This is a genomic window from Halovivax ruber XH-70 (assembly GCF_000328525.1).
Taxonomy (GTDB): domain Archaea; phylum Halobacteriota; class Halobacteria; order Halobacteriales; family Natrialbaceae; genus Halovivax; species Halovivax ruber.
Genome location: NC_019964.1, coordinates 1,261,654 through 1,277,284 on the forward strand (window position 1 = coordinate 1,261,654; position 15,631 = coordinate 1,277,284).

At 66.8% G+C, this 15,631-nt stretch carries 14 protein-coding genes; 11 read left to right on the plus strand and 3 right to left on the minus strand.

What is annotated here, in order from left to right; translation table 11 throughout:
• Positions 1-75: 75 nt before the first annotated feature.
• On the minus strand, positions 76-1,959 hold the full coding sequence (locus HALRU_RS05890; RefSeq protein ID WP_015300486.1) for a beta-galactosidase/beta-glucuronidase: 1,884 nt from the start codon (positions 1,957-1,959) through the stop codon (positions 76-78).
• Positions 1,960-2,175: 216 nt separating this feature from the next.
• Here HALRU_RS05890 and HALRU_RS05895 point away from each other — a divergent pair, with 216 nt between their 5' ends.
• The 4 genes from HALRU_RS05895 to HALRU_RS05910 all read left to right on the plus strand — a co-directional run bounded on the left by HALRU_RS05895 (position 2,176) and on the right by HALRU_RS05910 (position 8,014).
• Positions 2,176-2,601: a DUF5791 family protein gene (locus HALRU_RS05895; RefSeq protein ID WP_015300487.1), complete on the plus strand. Its 426-nt coding sequence runs from the start codon at positions 2,176-2,178 to the stop codon at positions 2,599-2,601.
• Between the two features lie 200 nt (positions 2,602-2,801).
• Positions 2,802-5,540, plus strand: coding sequence for an aconitate hydratase AcnA (gene acnA, locus HALRU_RS05900; RefSeq protein WP_015300488.1), 2,739 nt, complete (start codon positions 2,802-2,804; stop codon positions 5,538-5,540).
• 249 nt (positions 5,541-5,789) lie between these two features.
• Complete coding sequence (locus HALRU_RS05905; RefSeq protein WP_015300489.1) at positions 5,790-6,677, plus strand: SDR family oxidoreductase; 888 nt, start codon at positions 5,790-5,792, stop codon at positions 6,675-6,677.
• 137 nt (positions 6,678-6,814) lie between these two features.
• Complete coding sequence (locus HALRU_RS05910; RefSeq protein WP_015300490.1) at positions 6,815-8,014, plus strand: DHH family phosphoesterase; 1,200 nt, start codon at positions 6,815-6,817, stop codon at positions 8,012-8,014.
• Between the two features lie 17 nt (positions 8,015-8,031).
• On the opposite strand, the gene HALRU_RS15625 is transcribed toward HALRU_RS05910, so the two are convergent.
• On the minus strand, positions 8,032-8,202 hold the full coding sequence (locus HALRU_RS15625) for an HVO_0758 family zinc finger protein (RefSeq protein WP_007697330.1): 171 nt from the start codon (positions 8,200-8,202) through the stop codon (positions 8,032-8,034).
• A gap of 98 nt (positions 8,203-8,300) precedes the next feature.
• Here HALRU_RS15625 and HALRU_RS05915 point away from each other — a divergent pair, with 98 nt between their 5' ends.
• The 7 genes from HALRU_RS05915 (at position 8,301) to HALRU_RS05945 (ending at position 15,058) form a co-directional block, all read left to right on the plus strand.
• Positions 8,301-9,518, plus strand: coding sequence for an MFS transporter (locus HALRU_RS05915; protein WP_015300491.1), 1,218 nt, complete (start codon positions 8,301-8,303; stop codon positions 9,516-9,518).
• A 116-nt stretch (positions 9,519-9,634) separates the two neighbouring features.
• Positions 9,635-10,729 carry a hypothetical protein gene (locus HALRU_RS05920; protein ID WP_015300492.1) on the plus strand — a complete coding sequence of 365 codons (1,095 nt, stop codon included), beginning with the start codon at positions 9,635-9,637 and terminating at the stop codon, positions 10,727-10,729.
• A gap of 150 nt (positions 10,730-10,879) precedes the next feature.
• Positions 10,880-11,347, plus strand: coding sequence for a DUF7109 family protein (locus tag HALRU_RS05925; protein ID WP_015300493.1), 468 nt, complete (start codon positions 10,880-10,882; stop codon positions 11,345-11,347).
• 3 nt (positions 11,348-11,350) lie between these two features.
• A complete protein-coding gene (locus HALRU_RS05930; RefSeq protein ID WP_015300494.1) occupies positions 11,351-11,938 on the plus strand; it encodes an NUDIX hydrolase in 588 nt (195 codons plus the stop codon).
• A gap of 229 nt (positions 11,939-12,167) precedes the next feature.
• On the plus strand, positions 12,168-12,971 hold the full coding sequence (locus tag HALRU_RS05935) for a DUF7388 family protein (protein ID WP_015300495.1): 804 nt from the start codon (positions 12,168-12,170) through the stop codon (positions 12,969-12,971).
• A 135-nt stretch (positions 12,972-13,106) separates the two neighbouring features.
• Complete coding sequence (locus HALRU_RS05940; protein WP_015300496.1) at positions 13,107-13,871, plus strand: creatininase family protein; 765 nt, start codon at positions 13,107-13,109, stop codon at positions 13,869-13,871.
• A complete protein-coding gene (locus HALRU_RS05945; protein ID WP_015300497.1) occupies positions 13,868-15,058 on the plus strand; it encodes an NAD(P)/FAD-dependent oxidoreductase in 1,191 nt (396 codons plus the stop codon). The genes HALRU_RS05940 and HALRU_RS05945 overlap by 4 nt, the downstream gene beginning before the upstream one ends.
• Positions 15,059-15,115: 57 nt before the next feature.
• Here the strand turns inward: HALRU_RS05945 and HALRU_RS05950 are convergent, their stop codons facing one another.
• Positions 15,116-15,541, minus strand: a complete 426-nt coding sequence (locus tag HALRU_RS05950; protein ID WP_148680453.1) for an Hsp20/alpha crystallin family protein — start codon at positions 15,539-15,541, stop codon at positions 15,116-15,118.
• Positions 15,542-15,631 lie beyond the last annotated feature (90 nt).

The window sequence follows — 15,631 nt, forward strand, 5'->3', positions numbered from 1 at the left end:
AAATCGCCCTGTGGAAATCGTTAACACGGGCCGTCTGGAGCGTATACGTGGCCAGCAACCGTATTAAGCTGATGGTCATAACCGATACACATTCTCACTCGATCCCCCGTCCGTCTCGACGACGAGGGAGAGGGTCGAAGCGCCCGATGGAATGGTGAACGGCCCGAGTTCGGCCACGGAGGTTGCGTCGAGCGTTGACGACAGCTGCTCAGCGGCATCGGCTGCACGGCAGGTGACCGTCGCGTCCACGCGGTCGCTCGTCTCGTTTACGAGCCAGATCGTCGTCGTTTCACCGGCTGACGGACTCCCCTCGACGACAGCCCGTACCGGTTCGAAGATACCGGCGATATCGTCACCTTCGAGCCACGCTTCGACGCGGTGGGCTTCTTCTGCAATGGCACTGTTCGAGACTCCTTCCCGCCCGGGTTCGACGAGGACGAGTCCCGACCCACGGCGGCGAAGCGCCTCGACGGTGGTCCGGAGCGCCGTCGATCGCTGCTCGTCGAGTGCCGTCGAAGCGCCGCCGTCCGTCGAGACGGCTGCACTAGACTCGTTCGGCTCGACCGAATCGGACTGGACAGCGTTCGAGGTGGGGCGGCCGGATGTGGATGCGGGCAGCGGTGAACTGACGATGGCACCCATCGTGTCGTCGCCGTCGTAGCGATCGAGCAGCCACTCGACGGACGCCTCGTCTACGTATCGCCAGCCCGGGGCGAGTCGGACGACGTCCGAATCGGTCCCCGGCGGTCCGACGAGCGGAATCGGGACCAGGTCGGCTGGGAGCGCCGCCGCGATGTCGTCGACCGTCCCTCGATCGTCGTCGGCGCGCCAGGCACGCCAGCGGACGCGCGCTCTCGCGAGCAGTCCGGTCCCGAGGGCGTCGTCGAACGGCGCGGATCCGCCGTCCCTGATCCCGACCATCGACAGACTCGGATTGCCGTACCGGTGGCCGTAGAGCCGATCGGCCACGGTCGTCGCCTGGTCGGTATCGGTAGACGGGGCGATCGGGAGGTCCTGCCAGACCAGCAGTCCCGCCTCGTCGCAGGCCTCGTAGAGCGACCGGGAGGGGACGTGACCGCTGAACCGAATCAGCGTCGCGTCCGCCGCGGCTGCTGCCTCGATCGTGGCTGCGGATGCCGTACCGGGCGGAAGGCTAACGCCGCGGGCGGGGACTGGCCGACCGTTGACCCGCAGCCCCGACTCGTCGCGGTCGATCGTTCGTAGTCCGATAGACCGCTCCAGCGATCGGTCGCCCACCTTGGCTCTGAGCGTATACCGATGCTGGGGACCGAGGCCACGTGGCCACCACAGGACTGGATCGCGAACGTCGATGACGGTTTCGACGGTCACTCGCTCTCCAGGGCCGGCCTCGATGGGCGTTCTGTCCATCGAGCCGCCGCCCCGGAAGCCGTTCGGGCGCAGGGAGAACGTGACCACGTCGTCGACCGGCTCGACGGTCTGGACGGTCGCCGTCACCGCGAGCGACGCTCGATCGTCGTCGACCGTCGGTTGCACCTGCAACGACCGAACGCCGGTGGTGGGAATCCGATGGACCGAGACCCCATCACGGATGCCAGGCACGGCAAACTCGGCTGGAACGTCGTCTCGCTCGGCAACGGCGGCCGTACTCGCGGATGGTTCGCACGCGATCAACAATTCGTTCGTCGACTCCGGCTCGAACGAGAACCGTCCCGGTTCGATCGGTCCGTCGTGGGTTCCGTGGAATCGATCGTTGATCCACACGTGCGCACGCCCGTAGACGCCCGTCAGTTCGAGTTCGGCCCGTTCGTCGCCCCCAGTTCTGGGGTCGGGGAACGTTCGCCTGTAGGCGATCGGGCCCGACTCGTCGGTAAACACCGTCGAGACGCCCGGAACCGACACGTCCTGCCACGATCGTACCGTCGGTGGCGACTCGCCGTTCATCGACGCGACCACGCCACCGCTCCACGTATCGGCCATCACCACAGCAACTGAACGCCGGCGTCAAAGCTGTTGCGACGATCGTGTCAACGCTGTCGGGTTCGTCGGGACCACCCACGACTGACAGTTGTGGACACTCTCGGTCAGATTGCAGCCCGTCCCGCCGGGTCCGAACGGCGATCGTCCGTCGGCCACGAACGGGAGCCGTCGATGCGGATAACAACGGCTTTCCGGGGCCGTCACCTGCCACCACGTATGTTTGCCGAACTCCGTACGGAGGTCCCAGCGTCGCCGGCGGCGCTCCGGGCCGAGTACGACAGAGAGCTCGCGGCCATCGTCGAATCCGTCGGTCTCGATCAGGCCGTCGCGGAGACGGATGTGAACCGAGACGATTTGCAGACGCTGCTCGATGGGGATTCACCTCCGATTTCGCTCACGGACGCCACCGCCATCGCTGCCCTCGATCCCGACCAGCCGGATGCGGAGTCGATCGAGATCGAAGCCTGTGAACACCTTCTGCTCGGCATGACGACTGCGGTGCTCGACGTTGAGCGACTCGCAATCGAACTCGACCTCGATCTCGATCCGACGGAGATTCAACAGAAGATCGAACGTCGTGCGCCCATGTCGTTCGCGGAGTTCGTCCACATCCAGCACACGATCGCGGAACAGTCTCCATAGGGCTCTCCCCGTCGCAGCCTCCACAGGGCGCCATCGCGTCGTAGTCGGCGTACCCGTTGTGATTCCGGTCTGACCGGTTTCGATCGTATTTGTCACTCTCTCACTCCCGTGCTATCGAAGATCCCGCAATATTTGGGGTGCTGGTCGGTCCTACGGCCGGTCTCGGAGGATTGAAATGTGTTCGCCTTCTAGCTGACCCAATGTCATTCGACGACGTTTCGGACGCGATACGAACGTTCGAACACGACGGCTCGTCATACAAGATGGCCGACCTCACGGTTTTAGAGGAGGAAGGCCTCGTTGATCTCGACTCGCTCCCAGTGAGCATCCGCGTCATGCTCGAATCGGTGCTGCGCAACGCCGATGGCGACACCATCGACGTCCAGGACGTGAAAAACGCCGCGAGCTGGCGTCCCGACGTCCCGAACGTAGAGGTTCCGTTCACGGTGTCGCGTGTGGTCCTGCAGGACCTGACCGGCGTCCCGGCGGTCGTGGACCTCGCGGCACTGCGGTCGTCGGCCGACCGCAAAGGCGTCGACCCGTCGGTCGTGGAACCGGAGGTTCCCTGTGACCTCGTCATCGACCACAGCGTCCAGGTCGACCACTTCGGCAGCGACGAGGCCTACGAGAAGAACGTCGAACTCGAGTACGAACGAAACGAAGAGCGCTACCGCGCGATCAAGTGGGCCGAGCAGGCGTTCGACGAGTTCAACGTCGTCCCGCCGGGGACGGGCATCGTTCACCAGGTCAACTTAGAGCACCTGGGCCGCGTCGTCCACGAACGAGAACAGGACGGCGAACAGTGGCTCTACCCAGACACGCTCGTCGGCACCGACAGCCACACGCCGATGATCGGTGGAATCGGCGTCGTCGGCTGGGGCGTCGGCGGGATCGAGGCCGAGGCCGCGCTGCTCGGCCAGCCCATCACGATGCAACTGCCCGAGGTCGTCGGCGTTCGCCTCTCGGGCGAACTCCCCGAGGGCGCGACCGCGACCGACCTCGTGCTCCACATCACGGAGAAGCTCCGACAGGTCGGCGTCGTCGACCGGTTCGTCGAGTTCTACGGTCCCGGCGTCTCCCAGCTGTCGGTCGCCGACCGCGCGACCATCTCGAACATGGCGCCCGAGCAGGGCTCGACGATCAGCATGTTCCCGGTCGACGAGAAGACCCTGGAGTACCTCGAACTCACCGGTCGCGATCCCGAACACATCGACCTCGTCGAATCCTACCTCGAAGAGCAGGGCCTCTTCGGCGAGCAGAACCCCGAGTACACCGAAACCGTCGAGTTCAATCTCGGCGACGTGGAACCGAGCCTCGCCGGCCACAAGAAGCCCCACGCCCGGATCCCGATGGGTGACCTGGACGAGCACTTCCCGACGCTGCTCGAAGAGGAGGGTGTGATCGACTCAGGTACGGCCGAGAGCGACGGCGGACTCGTCTCGAAGAACCCGCCCGAACTCGACGAGAACGTCCCCGTCACGCTGGACGATGGCACCGAGATCGAGATCGGTCACGGCGACGTCCTCGTCAGCGCGATCACGAGCTGTACGAACACCTCGAACCCGTCGGTGATGGTCGCCGCTGGGCTCCTCGCGCGCAACGCGGCCGAAGCCGGACTCGAAGTCCCCGACTACGTCAAGACGAGCCTTGCACCCGGCAGCCGCGTCGTCACGGAGTATCTCGAACAGGCCGACCTGCTCGACGATCTCGAAGAACTGGGCTACCACGTCGTCGGCTACGGCTGTACGACCTGCATCGGCAACGCGGGTCCCCTCGCGGAGCCGATCGAGGCGGCGATCGACGAACACGACCTCTGGACGACGAGCGTCCTCTCGGGTAACCGCAACTTCGAGGCGCGCATCCACCCGAAGATCCGCGCGAACTACCTGGCCAGCCCGCCGCTGGTCGTCGCCTACGGCCTCGCCGGGAAGATGGACATCGACCTGGAGGAAGAGCCGATCGGCACGAACGACGCGGGCGAAGAGATCTATCTGGAGGACGTCTGGCCGGACCCGGAAGAGGTTCGCCAGACCATCCACGAGAGCGTCTCGCCGGAGCTCTTCGAGGAGAAGTACGCGAGCGTGTTCGAGGGTGACGACCGCTGGGAGTCGCTCGACGCGCCGACCGGCGACGTCTACGACTGGGATCCCGAGTCGACGTACATCCGCGAGCCGCCGTTCTTCAAGGACTTCCCGCTCGAGAAACCCGGCGTCTCGAACGTCGAGGACGCCCGCACGCTGCTCACGCTCGGTGACACCGTCACGACCGACCACATCAGCCCCGCCGGGCCGTTCGGCGAGGACCTGCCCGCTGGCCAGTGGCTGAAAGAGCGCGGCGTCGAACCCTACGAGTTCAACACCTACGGCTCCCGACGCGGGAACCACGAGGTTATGATGCGTGGGACGTTCGCGAACGTCCGCATCGAGAACCAGCTGCTGGACGGCAAAGAGGGCGGCTACACCGTGCATCACCCGACGGGTGAGGAGACGACCGTCTTCGAGGCCTCCGAGCGCTATCGCGAGGACGACACCCCGTTGGTCGTCACCGCCGGCATCGAGTTCGGGACCGGCTCCAGCCGCGACTGGGCGGCGAAGGGGACGGACCTGCTCGGCGTCCGCGCCACCATCGCGAAGAGCTACGAGCGCATCTACCGCGACAACCTCATCGGCATGGGCGTCCTGCCGCTGCAGTTCGACGACGGCGAGGGCTGGGAGGAACTCGGCCTCGATGGCACGGAGTCCTTCACGATCGAAGGACTCGAAGACGGCCTCGAACCGAGCGAACGACTCACCGTCACCGCCGAATCCGAAGACGGCGACACCACGACCTTCGACGTCACGGCTCAGGTCGCGACGCCGTCCGCCGTCGACTACGTCGAACACGGCGGCGTCCTCCACATGGTGCTTCGCCAGCTCCTGACCGAGGAACTCGACGCCTGAACGGGACCGTCCCATCCCGACCGTCTAGCGCGACTCCCCGATCTCGTTTTTCGACGGTTCGCCGTCGCTGTCGACGGATCTACACCGGCAGTAGTGAGCGATGATCGCCGGTAGCCTCGTCGCACGTCGTGGCGATTTCGCACCTCCCTGTTTCGCCGCGGGGTTGGAGCCGATTCGTCTAGCTGAGACGCGCGTCGATGTGGAACGGGGAGCGCTGCCATTTTCCCGCCTGACGCCCAAGCCGACTGTATGCGCGTGGCGATCCTCGGCTGTGGGTACGTTGGACTCGAACTCGGGCGACAGCTGACCGAGGCGGGGCACGATGTCGTCGGCGTTCGACGGAGCGAGGCCGGCATCGCGGCGATCGAGGACGCCGGATTCGACGCCGTGCGGGCCGATGTGACCGACGCCAGTTCGCTGTCCGCAGTCCCGGACGTCGACGCGGTCGTCTTCGCCGCGAGCAGCGGTGGCGGAGACGCCGAGCAGGCACGGGCCGTGTACGTCGACGGGCTCCGGACCGTAATCGATCACTTCGGCGGGCGAGCGTCGGTTCCCGATCGACTGGTCTACACCTCTTCGACCGGCGTCCACGGCGACCACGACGGTGACTGGGTCGACTCGACGACGCCTGTCGAGCCAGCGACGCCCAAGGCGGCCGTACTGGCCGAGGCCGAACGGGTCGCACTCGACGCGCCGCGAACGTACGGTATGGATGGGACCGTCGCCAGACTGGCCGGCCTGTACGGCCCCGATCGCTACCGACTGTCGCGATATCTGGACGGGCCGGTGACCGAGGGGTACCTGAACCTGCTTCACCGCGACGACGCGGCGGGAGCGATTCGGTGGCTCCTGACTGCCGACGCGTGTCGCGAGCAGGTGGTCCAGCTCGTCGACGACGAGCCCGTCTCAAAGTGGGCATTCGCCGACTGGCTCGCCGACCAGTGCGGTCGGGACCCGCCGCCCAAGCGCACGACTGCGGAACGCCTCGCCGACGACGACCTGTCCGAGCGGGCTCGCCGGCGGCTCCTGACGAGCAAACGGTGTGCCAACGACCGACTCGTCACCACGGGGTACGAATTCACCTATCCGACGTATCGCGACGGCTACCGAGCGGCGATCGAATCGCGGCTGGCGTGAGCGGGCCAGCTGTCGGCTGTGTCCCCATCCCGACCCGCTACATTGCGGTGAAACCGTCTTGTAGGGCATCTGTGGGCCAATTTCTCCTCTCCGCCCATGAGGGGAACTTTCATGGTGGCCGACTTGGAGACTGACGTATGATCGATCGGTTCACCGCGGGACCCGTCGGTGATCCGTCTGGTGGGGTGGCCACGGTGGGTGGCCTGGAGGTGGAGACGATAACCGCCACGGATCCGCTCGTCGTCTCGGCGGTCGTCCTCGTGATCGTCCTCCTCGCTGCGGGGCTCTGGGTTCTCTACCGGTGGCTCAACAGACCGCCCGGTGACAGACTTCGCCGACTGCTCGCCACGGAGGACGAGGTCGCCATCCTGATGCATCCGAACCCGGATCCGGACGCGATGGCCTGTGCGATGGGTGTCGCGCGGCTGGCGGAGACGGTCGGCACGGAGTATTCCATGCAGTATCCGGGTCAGATTCGCCATCAGGAGAACCGGGCGTTCAGGACGCTGCTGGAACTCGAACTGGAACAGATCGAAGCGGCGTCCGAACTCGCGTCCGATGCCATCGTCCTCGTCGACCACAACACGGCCCGCGGCTTTACCGGTGCACAGAAGATCGAACCCATCGCCGTCGTCGACCACCATCCCGGAAACGGTGCTGGGACGCAGTTTACCGACGTTCGGCCCGGATACGGCGCCGCCTCGACGATCATCGTCGAGTACCTGACCGAGATCGGCGCGACGCTCGAAGCCGAAGCCGAGGACGAGTCGTCGGGGCCGCTCATCTCCGAATCGCTCGCGACCGGCCTGCTCTACGGCATCCAGTCCGACACGAACCACCTGACGAAAGGCTGTACGAAAGCGGAGTTCGACGCCAGCGCGACGCTCTTTCCGGGCATCGACGAGGACCTGCTCGATCGGATCGCCAACCCGCAGGTCGCCGACGAGGTCCTCGAGATCAAGGCGGACGCGATCAGAAATCGTCACGTCGAGGGCTCGTTCGCGATCTGTGACGTCGGCGAGATCGACATCGTCGACGCGATTCCGCAGGCCGCAGACGAGCTCATGCACCTCGAAGGGGTGACAGCCGTGGTCGTCTTTGGCGAACACGACGGGACATTGCATCTCTCCGGCCGGTCGCGCGACGATCGCGTTCACATGGGTGAGACGCTCAGACACGTCGTCAGCGACATCCCCATGGCCTCGGCGGGTGGACACGCACGTATGGGCGGCGGCGAAATATCGATCGACCACATGGCCGGTCTCGGCCCGTCAGACGGCGTCAGTAAAGCGGAGTTCGGCGAACGGCTCTTTACGGCCCTCTCCGGCGAACGGTGAGAAGTGGCGCTGTGGACCTAGCGAATCTCCTTCCACTCGGATCCACACTCCGGACACGTTCTGATGGTGGTGATCGTGTCCGGGTCGTTCTCCGTCTTCAGCGTCTTCTCACAGGTCGCACACGTGACCCGTTCGTAGGTGTCCTTGACGAGTTCCCCCTCCCGGAGTGCCTTTCGGATGGATTTCATGTCTCGGTCATACGAACGTGGGGGAGAAAAAGACCCGGGTCGGTGGACAGACATTTCGGTTCGAAATCTTTGAATCGGAGCCGTCCCTCGATTCGACCGTGTTCTCAGCCAACGGCCGGTCGATCGGGGCCAGAACGGGCGTCTTCGGGTCGCTCTGCGTACTGGTTTTCCTCGTCAATTTCGCCCGGGTGGTGTACGCGCCCCTGCTCGAACCGTTCCGGGCGGCCTTCGGCGTCAGCGAGGCGGCCGTCGGGTTACTCGCGACGCTGGTCTGGATCGGGAGCGCGGCACCGCGATTCCCGACCGGGTATCTGCTGACCAGGTACCCACGCCACCGGATCGTCCTCGGCTCGGGACTCGTCCTCGCGGGCGCGTCCGCAATCGCTGCGGCGGCCCCATCGTTTGCGACCCTCGCGGCAGCCACAGTGCTGGTCGGGGTCGGCAGCGGGGTCTACTTCGTCGCCGCGAGCCCACTCATCGGCCAGCTCTACCCGGGGCAGGTCGGCCGGGCGATCGGCATCCACGGGACCGCGAGCCAGGTGGCCGCCGTCGTGGCGCCCGGCTTCGTCGGCGTCGCCCTCGCCGTTCGGTTCTGGCCCTTCGCCGCCTGGCGGGGGATATTCGTCCTCCTTTCGCTCGCCGCGCTGGGGTCGGCCATCCTGTTCTGGCTCGCCGCCCGTCGCTCGACGATTACGGGCCCGCAGGAACTGGACCTCGACATGCGCGTGGCGCTCGTCGCACACTGGCGACTCATCCTCTCTGGGATCGCGGTCGTCGGACTCGCCGGCCTCGTCTGGAACGGCGTCTTCAACTTCTACGTCACGTACCTGATCGAGGCGAAGGGGCTCTCCAGCGGGAACGCACGAACCGCGTTGACCGTGGTCTTCGCGGCCGGTGTCCCCGCGTTCTGGGCCGCAGGTGTCCTGGCTGATCGGCTTCGGTTCGTGCCGCTCATGCTCGCTATCCTGGCAGTCTTCGTCGGATCGATGCTCTCGCTCGTCGCCGTCCAGTCGTTCGTCCCGGTGCTGTTGGTCTCTGCGATCCTCGGGTTCGTCATCCACTCACTGTTTCCGGCCACCGACACGTACATCCTGGCGTCACTCCCCGACGAGCACAGCGGCAGCGGCTACGCCGTCTTCAGCGGCGCGATGATGCCGATCCAGGCGATCGGCAGTGTCGTCGTCGGCGTTCTCGTCGACAGCGGCCTCTCGTACGACGCCGTCTTCACAGCGCTCTCACTGGGCGTTGCCGTTCTCACGGCTGGTCTCTTCGGTCTGGCACTGCTCGGGCGCGTCCCGTCAGGAACGAACGTGTGAGACTGGGGATGGGTCGGGGGATGGCTCGAGTCTGGAGTACCTGGCGAGTCGTGAACTCATCGTCGAATCGACCCTGAGCCGTGGCTGTTTTCACGGACGGCGCCAAGACACGAGCGATGGAGTACGTCCAGGAACGGATTACGACCCTGCACGATTTCGGTCGGGGCGGGCTCCCCGACGTCGACAGGGCCCTCGAAGAAACCGCCGTCGTCGTTCCGATGACGGCTCGCGAACACGCGAGCCTGGCCGCAGAACGCGTCCTCTCGGAACTCGAACGGCTCGACCCGGCAGCCGTGTTCGTTCCCGTCAGGGCGCCGGCCCAGCGAATCGAGGCGGTCCGGACCTGGCTCGAATCGTTCGACCTCTCGCTGTCCGTCATGTGGTGTAACGCGCCGGCCGTCGAACGAACGCTCGAATCGGCCGGCCTCGACGGCGGCTCCGGCAAGGGCCACGACGTCTGGCTCGCTCTCGGGCCGGCCGCCGCCCGTGGCGAAACCGTGGTGGTGCACGACGCCGACGCCAGTAGTTTCGACGGCGACCACGTGGCGCGGCTGCTCGCCCCCATTATGCTGGAACACTCCTTCGTCAAGGGGTACTACGCGCGCGTCGAGAACGATCGACTGTACGGCCGACTCGTTCGGCTGTTCTACGAACCGCTCGTGCGCTCGCTCGCGGATCGCCACGACGCGCCGATCGTCTCGTACCTCTCCTCGTTTCGGTACGCGCTCGCTGGCGAGTTCGCGATGACCGCCGACCTGGCGACGCAAGTCCGCGCGCCTCGATCGTGGGGGCTCGAAGTCGGGGTCCTCGGTGACGCGTTCGAACAGGCCGGGTTCGAGGGTTCGGCACAGGTCGACCTCGGCCACCACGAGCACGACCATCGGGCGGTCGCCGGCGAGACCGGCCTCGAGGGGATGAGCCGACGCGTCGGGGAGACCCTGTTTCACGTCCTCGCCGACCACGGTGTCCGGCCGACCTACGACGAACTGACGGATGCGTACAGGGCGGTCGGTCGGACGCTCGTCTCGCAGTACCGCGCGGACGCCCTGTTCAATGGCCTCGAGTACGACGCCGCCGACGAGAGTGCGCAAGTGGACCGGTACGCGACGGCGATCGAAGCCCCCGGTCCGGACCGTCGCCTCCCATCCTGGTCGAGCGTCGATCTCTCCCCCGACGACGTTCTGCGGGCGGCGACCGAGTGGGAGCAGTGATCGATTGGAACCAGTGAGCGTGGGGTGATGACGGCTCGGTTACCGGTCACATTCACGGCTCGGTCATCGATCTCCCTCGCAGGTCGGTCACCGGTCCTGGCGCGCGAACGAGTCAGAAAGCGCTAACTGTCCGCCGTGACTCCCACCGGTATGGACCCGACGGCGGACGAGCTAGCAGGGATCGTCGATCTCTTCGGCGCGGTCACCGACGACGAACTCGGGCGGGCGCTCGACGAACTCGCCGCCCGAACCGGCGAGTCGGCGCTCGCCGACGACGCGGCGGCCGCGGCGATCGAGACTGCGCTCGAGTCGTTCACGTTGCTCGCGTACGAGGTCGACGGCGCACCTGGGTACGCGGTCGGCCCGACGGCCTTTCCGGAACTGCCGGCCCACGCGGAGGACCTCCCACACATCCTCGACGTGACACACCGTTCGCCCGACGCAGCCGAACTCGGTCGCGTGGCCGGCGAGCGATTCGCCGACGAGGTCGCCGACGCGATCGCGGCGGACGATACCGAGCGGGCGCGCGAGCTCCTCGACCTGAGTTACGACGTCGAGGCGTGGGCACCGGTCGAGCTGGCGGACGAACGAGCCCGGCTCGACGAGCTCACGTCCTGAGCGATGGACGGGTTCGACATCGAACCGATCGCTCGCCACTCGCCCACGTCGATCGACGACCAGCCGAGCGACGCCGCCGTCCTCGTTCCGATCATCGATCGACCCGACGGGCCAGCCCTGTTGTTCACCAAGCGCGCGGAGCACCTCGGCGAGCACCCCGGACAGATGAGCTTCCCCGGCGGTGGCGTGGAACCGGAAGACGACACGCTCCGGGACACCGCGCTCCGGGAAGCCCACGAGGAGATCGGCCTCGATCCGGCGGCGCCGACGGTGATCGGCCGCCTCGACGACATCAGCACCATCACCGGCTACGCGGTGACGCCGTTCGTCGCACGCGTTCCGGACAGGGAATACGAGCCGGACGACGGCGAGGTCGCCGAGATCGTCGTCATCTCGCTGTCCGAACTGCTCGACCCGGCCACGTACACGACCGAGGTACACGACCACCCGATCGAGGGACCGACGATCATCCACTACTTCCACGTCGGCGAGTACACGGTCTGGGGCGCAACCGCGCGCATCCTCGTCCAGTTTCTGGATCTCGGGACCGACTTTCAGCCCACCACCGACGTCGATCGCGTCGATGAGTAGCTCGTCGTTCGAGCGCACTCGTACTGGGCTGGTAGCGGCCATACCGGAACCCAACTGCAGCCGCGGCCGGGACCGAGGCGCCTCCCTGTGTGGACGGTCCCCACGAGAGGGGGTCGAACGTCACCCTTTTGTACGGCGGCGGACTTGCCTGTACTACATGGTCTCACAGACGATGGATCGAGTTCCGCGCCGATTCTAGTACTGCCGTCGTCTCGACCGGTGATCGACGATGTTGACCGAAAATACCACACACGGTACCGACAGGTGCGTCGAACGAATCGGACTCGACGGGCTCGCACTCAAGCCCACGGAGACGGCGATCGAAGCGCTCGAGTCCGTCCCGGTGGAGACGCTGACGATCGATTACGAAGGCACCGAGTCGCTCCCGTCGGCCGAGGTCCTGGCTCGACTCGGATCGAACACTGACGTTCGCGTGACGACGCCGGTGCGAGCCGACGGGTTCGACCCGCTGGGTGACGATTCGCTGGCGACGGCGCTCCCGGACGAGGTCGGCCGCGTGCTGGTCGCCGGTCATCCGGCGTACCTCTCGGCCGAGGAGCGCCGACGGGCCGTCGCACCGCGCCTCGGGGCGGCACTCGAGACCGATCCCGACGCCTGGGTCGGCTCCGAGAGCATCGAACGGATCGCCATGGCGACCGGTGCCGGGCAGTTCGACCTCCTCACGGCCACCACCGAACGCGAAGTGCGGGCGCTTCGGGCGGCCGGATTCGACGGCGACGTCGCCGTCTACGCGCCGACGGTCCTCTCCGACGACGAGGATATCCTGCTGGACGCCGTCGGCGACTACGTCTCGCGCCGGCCGGCGGTCGCGAACGCGCTGCCGGCGGACGCGCCGACCGACGCGGCTGCGACCGGCCAGGCCAGGGAAACGCTGCTCGCCGGTATCGACGATTTCGCCCTGGCGGGCACCGTGACAGCCGTCAGTGAGCGCATCGACCGACTGCGGTCGATCGGCGTCACGACGGTCGTGGCCTACCCGGCTCGCGGTCTCGACACCCTTCTCGAATCCTGAATCGCGTTCGGTCCGCGTTTCGACGCTGATCGAGCTCCATCGAGACGCGAATCGAACCGGTTCGGCCGGCGCGGGGTCCCGGATTCTCGCTGGCAACCACCCACACGTAAGTGGGTGCCGAACTCACTCCGAGGCATGCCAACACTCGCGACGAAGTCGAGTCCCGATTCGGCCGAGGCGATCGAACGGGCGGAGGTGGCAGTCCTCCCGACCGGGAGTACGGAACAGCACGGTCCGGCGCTCCCGCTGGGGATGGATCACTACGCAGCCCGGGCGTTCGCTCAGGAAGCGGCGACGGACGACGCCGTTCTCGCACTGCCGACGATTCCGGTCGGCGTCAGCCCACATCACATGCAGTTCGACGGTTCGCTCACCGTCTCCCCGGAGACGTTCGCGGCGTACGTTCGTGAGACGATCGAGAGTCTGGCGACGCACGGGCTCCGGAAGGTGATCGTGGTCAACGGGCACGGCGGCAACATCGACGCGCTCTCGCAGGTCGCCCGCGAGTTGCGAGCGAGCGAAACCGCCTACGCGCCGACGTGGAACTGGTGGGACGCGGTCGAGGACCTCGCCGACGACCTCTTCGACGAAGCCGGCGGGCACGCGGACGCGGCCGAATCGAGTCTCGTCTGGCACCTTCACGAGGAGTACGTGGATCCTGATGCACTCGAAGCGGCCGAGGCAGACGGCGCGGACGCCTGGGGCGAGCGGGTTCACGGCGCCAACGTCGGGTTCGACACCATCGACTTCACCGAGAGCGGCGCCGTGGGGAAGCCGACACAGGCCTCGCCCGAGAAGGGCGAACAGCTGTTCGACGAGGCCGCGACGGCGCTGTCGGCGCTGGCAGACTGGCTGGCCGAACGACCGATCGACGACTGCTGGCAGCGAGCGCACAAATGACGGCCGACACTCCTCCCGCCGAGGCGGAACTCGCCGTGGGTGCGGACGCGTTCGTCGACGAGGGCGCCGGCTGGACGATCGCCGTCGTCGGCGCGGGCGCGATCGGGGCGACCTGCGCCTACGACCTCGCCCGACGCGGCGCCGACGTGACGCTGTACGACCGTGGCTCGATAGCGAGCGGTTCGAGTGGCCGTGCGGCCGGGATCTGCTACGCCGCCTTCGCCGACGGGCTCGATGCGGAGATCGGTCGCGAGTCGATCGAACGATTCCGTCACCTGTCGGGCGACGAGACGTTCCCGTTCGTCGAGTGTCCGTACGTCTGGCTCGCCAGAGAGGGAGACGATCGGCGAGCCGCGGTGATCCGCGAGGACGTCGAACGCATGCAGGCACAGGACGTCGTTGCGGTCGCGATGGACGGCGACGCGCTGGGCGAGCGCTTCGAGACGCTTCGGACGGACGACGTCGCCGTCGCCGGCGTCGCGGGGGCAGCGGGTTACACGGATCCCGGCCGATACACGGCCTGTCTCGCGGCGGCCGCCGACGGGGCCGGGGCGACGCTTCGTCCCGAGACGCCCGTCTCGGTGTCGACGGACCCGGCGGTCGTCACGGAGTCGGCGTCGGGCACGACGACCGAGTACGACGCCGTCGTCGTCACGGCCGGCGCGCACTCGAAGGCGGTCCTCGCCGACGCCGGGATCGATATCGCGATGAAGCCCTATCGGGTGAAAGCGCTCGTCGCGGACGCCGCCTACCCGGAACCGATGTGTTTCGACGCGACCGAGGACTTCTACGTCAGGCCCCATCCCGAGGGGCTCCTGGCCGGGAACGGGACGGAACTCGTCGAAGCGGACCCGGACGACTGGGAACGGTCGGCGCCCGCCGACTTCGCGTCGTCGCTCGCCGACCGCGTCACTCACCGATTTCCGTCGCTCGAACCGGCGGTCGAACGTGCCTGGTCGGGGCTCTGTACGGCCACACCGGACCACGACCCGCTCGTCGGCGCGGTTGCCGACGGTCTGTACGTCGCGACCGGCTTCCAGGGCCACGGATTCATGCGCGCGCCCGAGATCGGGGACAGGCTGGCCGCACAGGTACTCGGGGAGGAGACGCTGGATGCATTCGACCCAACCCGATTCGACGGCACCGAGTCGTTCGAGATCAGTGCCGGTATGACGATCCCAGAATAGCAGGATTGCGGGCTGACGACTCGACACGTGGACTGGTGCCCGATCGCCGAATCGAAGTCAGTCGTCGATCGGAATCTCTTCGCCCGCGGCCTCGGCTGGTTCCGTCTCCGTCGCTTTGGGGAGTTCGATCTTCACCGTTCCAACGGGGCTGAGCCGTGCCGTTCCGGCCTCCGGATCCACGACGGCGTCGTCGGGAAGGGTGATCTCGGTCGAGAGTTCGACCGCCCGGCCGCGGTAGCTGGCCCCGGTCGACTCCTCGGTCGGACGCTCTCGCTCGACGGTGACCTGGACGTGTCCGTCGTAGTAGCGGATGTCGAGTCCGCCCGCGTCGGCGCCAGGTGTGTCGACGAGGAGGAGGTAACTTCGATCGTTCTCGAGGAGATCGGCGTCGAGCGATCGAACGTGCTGGACGGCGCTGGCGAGGCGACCAGTTCCTCGATATAGCTGGGTGGTGACCGAGGCGGGGAGCGTCCGCAGGTTCACGGGCACGCACCTCGTGGAGGGGCGGGGCGAGCAGGGACCGTGGTGGGTGGCGGAAAACGTGCCATCGTCTGTCACGAACGGCTACGCCGC

Excerpts from the sequence above, each read along its gene's own strand:
- HALRU_RS05925 (WP_015300493.1), top strand. The coding sequence starts at position 10,880 with ATGGACCCGACGGCGGACGAGCTAGCAGGGATCGTCGATCTCTTCGGC.
- HALRU_RS05940 (WP_015300496.1), top strand. The coding sequence starts at position 13,107 with ATGCCAACACTCGCGACGAAGTCGAGTCCCGATTCGGCCGAGGCGATC.
- HALRU_RS05905 (WP_015300489.1), top strand. The coding sequence starts at position 5,790 with ATGCGCGTGGCGATCCTCGGCTGTGGGTACGTTGGACTCGAACTCGGG.
- HALRU_RS05920 (WP_015300492.1), top strand. The coding sequence starts at position 9,635 with ATGGAGTACGTCCAGGAACGGATTACGACCCTGCACGATTTCGGTCGG.
- HALRU_RS05945 (WP_015300497.1), top strand. The coding sequence starts at position 13,868 with ATGACGGCCGACACTCCTCCCGCCGAGGCGGAACTCGCCGTGGGTGCG.
- HALRU_RS05930 (WP_015300494.1), top strand. The coding sequence starts at position 11,351 with ATGGACGGGTTCGACATCGAACCGATCGCTCGCCACTCGCCCACGTCG.
- HALRU_RS05890 (WP_015300486.1), bottom strand. The coding sequence starts at position 1,959 with ATGGCCGATACGTGGAGCGGTGGCGTGGTCGCGTCGATGAACGGCGAG.
- acnA (WP_015300488.1), top strand. The coding sequence starts at position 2,802 with ATGTCATTCGACGACGTTTCGGACGCGATACGAACGTTCGAACACGAC.
- HALRU_RS05895 (WP_015300487.1), top strand. The coding sequence starts at position 2,176 with ATGTTTGCCGAACTCCGTACGGAGGTCCCAGCGTCGCCGGCGGCGCTC.
- HALRU_RS15625 (WP_007697330.1), bottom strand. The coding sequence starts at position 8,202 with ATGAAATCCATCCGAAAGGCACTCCGGGAGGGGGAACTCGTCAAGGAC.
- HALRU_RS05935 (WP_015300495.1), top strand. The coding sequence starts at position 12,168 with ATGTTGACCGAAAATACCACACACGGTACCGACAGGTGCGTCGAACGA.
- HALRU_RS05910 (WP_015300490.1), top strand. The coding sequence starts at position 6,815 with ATGATCGATCGGTTCACCGCGGGACCCGTCGGTGATCCGTCTGGTGGG.